General features: G+C 60.3%; 3 protein-coding genes. All 3 read left to right on the top strand.

The annotated features are described in order from the left end of the window. Positions 1–513 precede the first annotated feature (513 nt). The gene (locus APM_RS01215) at positions 514–1,497 is read left to right on the top strand and encodes an AAA family ATPase (protein ID WP_007421531.1); all 984 of its coding nucleotides are present in this window, start codon (positions 514–516) and stop codon (positions 1,495–1,497) included. A gap of 154 nt (positions 1,498–1,651) precedes the next feature. Continuing rightward, a complete protein-coding gene (locus tag APM_RS22495) occupies positions 1,652–2,098 on the top strand; it encodes a hypothetical protein (protein ID WP_007421532.1) in 447 nt (148 codons plus the stop codon). A 55-nt stretch (positions 2,099–2,153) separates the two neighbouring features. Then, positions 2,154–3,839: S8 family peptidase (locus tag APM_RS01220; RefSeq protein WP_007421533.1), on the top strand; the 1,686-nt coding region annotated here is incomplete at its 3' end.

Below are 3,839 nucleotides of genomic sequence, written 5' to 3' on the forward strand. Positions count from 1 at the left end.
TCGGCCCTTGATCGAGGCCGCGCATCGGAGCGCCCGGGTCCGCCTACAGAGCGCGCTGGAGGGGTATCGCAGACGTCAGGCGCAGCGCCAAGCTGAGGAGCATCCTGTTGAACAAGCAAGCCGGAAGCGTGGGCGTAGCCGGTAACGGCGACCAAGTCGGGTTCGTTACGTCCGCGCAGGGCAGAAAGCCACCGTACAGAACGGACTGACTGAACGGCGGCTGTGCGCCCATGCCCTTCACGCTGCTGGTACAGCTGCCCCTTAGCAGACATTAACTCCATGGGAATGTATGGCGCCACCATGAGGCAGCAGCATCCTCAACCGTGGCAGCACGAGACGACTCGGGCCAACATTGGGGCCACTCAAGGACGACCTACAGCCCTTTACCAAAGGGGTGAGTCCGAAGAGTCACAGTTGCCTTCGGAATGAACGGCGACGCATTTTTGACGGTACAGCCGGAATCTGGTTCGCTATGGTCAGTCTATCGTTTCACCTTTATTGCACGCATTATCCATGACCACGGCCCGCCACATTGTCGCTCTGCTGCAAAGCCACGTCGCCGGCGACGAGGAGCGCTTCCTCTCGGTCGCAACGCAGTTGGCCGCACATGAAGCACGCCAGGGTCACGGCAAGCTCGCCCAGCAGCTACAGGAGCTGATCGCCGTCGCAAAAAGCCGGACTGCCGACACGAACCGGGCTGTCGGCCGCGCAGTGCCCATGGCACAGCCCCGCGGAGAACTCGCCACTCTCTTGGCCGCGCGCTATTCGGAAACGCGGCTCAGCAGCATGGTCATGGGGGCTGAGCTTCAGGGCCGCCTACAGCGCGTCCTAAGCGAACAGCGTCAACGAGAGCGTCTTCGCAGCCGCGGCCTCGGCCCCCGCCGCAAACTGCTTTTGGTCGGACCGCCTGGCAGCGGCAAGACCATGACCGCTGCAGCCCTGGCCGGCGAACTCAAGCTCCCACTCTTCACGGTCCTTTATGACGGGCTGATCGGGAAAATGATGGGCGAAACCGCCTCGCGGTTGCGCCTGATCTTCGAGGCGATCACCACTCAGCGCGGGGTCTATTTCTTCGACGAGTTCGACGCGATTGGCGCCCAACGCGCCAGCCCGAACGATGTCGGCGAAATCCGCCGCGTATTGAACTCGTTCCTGCAGTTCCTTGAGAATGATAGCAGCGACAGCCTGATCATCGCAGCAACCAACCATCCCGAGCTTTTGGACAGGGCACTCTTCCGCCGGTTCGATGATGTCATCCAGTATGGTGCACCGACACCTGATATCATGCAGGGCATCGTTCAGGCACATTTGGTGACGTTCGAGACTGCTGGGCTCGAATGGGCTTCCATTCTGAACACGGCAGAGGGCCTGAGCCCGGCCGAAATTGCCCGGGCTGCCGACGAGGCCGCGAAGGCGAGTGTTATTTCCGGTTCAAACGAGATCACGACCGACGTACTGGTCGCCGCACTAAGGGAGCGCAGGGCCGCGACCTTGTGATTTAACCCCGATGGCCCGCCCTCCGCGCAACCTTCCCCATTTCCACCTCCAAGGGGGTGGGAACAGCGAACCATTTACGTCACCGCGCCGGGGAAGCTCGGGCAAGCCTCCCCCGCGGGCACGCGCGTCGCATGCGCGGACGCTTGAGCGCGCAATGACGCGGGCTTTGCGCCAGGCCACCGAGAACATGGACCGCCGTGATCCCGATCTCGCCACCGGAGAGTGCGGCTTCTATCTCCAGTTCGATTTAGCTTCATCCCAGACGGAAGCGCTGGATGCCTTGGAAAACAAGCGGAACGCCATCGAGTTGGTCGCGGTTCAGCTTCCCGCGGAGGGCGAGGCCACCGTATCTGCCACGGTTTTTGTTCCCGAGCGCTCGGCAGATTTCTACACCCGCAAAATCGAACAATATCGCGATGAGGATACCCCTAAAGGTAATCCAAAAAATGAGCGCCTCATTGCGCGCGTCGATACGGTCCGCCTCGGGCTGGTGAAGGCCTTGTTCACCGACCCTGTGGAGACCTTTCCATCGCAAACGGCGTCGGTGGGAGGTTTGGCTCCGCGAGGACCGCCTAAACTCATTCCAGCGGACCGTCATTAGATTGGGCCTGGAGGTAAGGGAGCATATTCTTCACTTTCCCGACCGGGAAGTCCTCTTGCTGCTGGCATCCGAGGTCGATTTGACCTGCCTGGTTTTGAATACGGATGCCATTGCCGAGCTGCGCCTCGCGAAGGATAGCCCCGCGATCTTCATGGAAATGAACCCGGTTGAGCAAGCAGCATGGGTCGATGATCTCGTTGGGCGAATCTCCGCTCCCGCGCATTTTGCTCCAGCTGTTTGTCTTCTCGATAGCGGTGCCGTACGCGACCACCCCCTTATCGCCCCGGCATTGGCAGTGGCTGATCAGCACGCCTATGACCCGAGCTGGGGTGTCGATGACGCGCGTGGCCCTTGGCGAGGCCACGGTACAGGGATGGCCGGTGTTGCCCTTTACGGTGATCTTGAAGCAGCCCTGACACGGAAAACCGCGGTTAAACTCCAGCATCAGTTGGAGACGGTCAAAATTCTGCCCAATCGCGGCCAGAACCTGCCGGCACTTTATGGCGCAATCACAGCGAGTGCTGTCGACCGGGTCGAAAGGCAAGCGCCAGGCCGGTCGAGAGCCTTTTGTATGGCCGTGACCAGCGAAATAGGCCTTGGCCGTGGGCGGCCGTCATCCTGGTCGGCGGCGGTTGATCAGCTCGCCTATGGCAACGAGGCTGCTGGCCGTTTGTTTGTAATCGCCGCGGGCAATATTAGGGAGGGCGTTACGGCGGACGGCTTCCCTGATTTCAATGACCTCGCTGAAGCGGAAAACCCTGCTCAGGCTTGGAATGCACTTGTCATCGGTGCCTATACCGCCAAGACCACCATCAGCCAGAAAGACTTCGTTGGCTGGGGGCTCGTTGCTCAAGCGGGCGACCTGAGTCCGACAAGCCGAACCTCTGGTATTTGGGATCGCCAATGGCCGATCAGGCCGGATGTCGTGTTTGAAGGCGGCAATCAGGCTCATGACGGGATCAATGAGCCGGAAGCAATTGATGATCTTCAACTGCTCACTACCCATCACCGGCCGACACAACATTTGCTGACGACCTTTGGCGAAACTAGTTCAGCGTCTGCCCTTGCGGCGCGCATGGCGGCACGGATCATGGCTGCCCGCCCAGGACTATGGCCTGAAACCGTGCGCGGTTTGATTGTCCATGCAGCGGAATGGACGCGTATCATGCGCCGTCATGTCGAGCAAGGAGCCTCGCAAACCCAGAAATCGGCGATGCTGCGCCGCTATGGTTGGGGAGTGCCCAGCTTGCCCCGTGCGCTCTTGAGCGCCAGCGATGATGCTACTCTGATGATCGAGGATAGCCTCACGCCATTCAGGCAAGACGGTAGTGACATCAAAACCCGAGATATGAACCTACACAGCTTGCCCTGGCCACGCGAAGAGCTGCTGGCGCTAGGCAGCCAGGAAGTCGAGCTCCGCATCACGCTGGCTTATTTCGTGGAACCTAACCCCGGAGAGCGGGGTTGGACGCGCCGGCACCGCTACGCATCGCACGGCCTGCGGTTCGCATTAAAAAGGACACTCGAAACGCTGACTGATTTTCGGAGCCGCATCAACAAAGCTGCTCAAGCGGAGGAAGTTGGTCGGAGCCTCAATTCTGGTGCCGATAGATGGGTGCTGGGGCCAAATGTCCGCGACCGGGGTTCAATTCATTCAGATATCTGGCGAGGTAGCGCGGCGGCATTGGCCGACCGTGATGCTGTGGGTATCTTCCCAGTCACTGGCTGGTGGAAAGAGAAT

Source organism: Acidiphilium sp. PM, assembly GCF_000219295.1.
Classification (GTDB): domain Bacteria; phylum Pseudomonadota; class Alphaproteobacteria; order Acetobacterales; family Acetobacteraceae; genus Acidiphilium; species Acidiphilium multivorum.

What these genes read in the sequence shown, in the direction of transcription:
- APM_RS22495 (WP_007421532.1), top strand. Translation starts at nt 1,652, where the DNA reads ATGACGCGGGCTTTGCGCCAGGCCACCGAGAACATGGACCGCCGTGAT.
- APM_RS01215 (WP_007421531.1), top strand. Translation starts at nt 514, where the DNA reads ATGACCACGGCCCGCCACATTGTCGCTCTGCTGCAAAGCCACGTCGCC.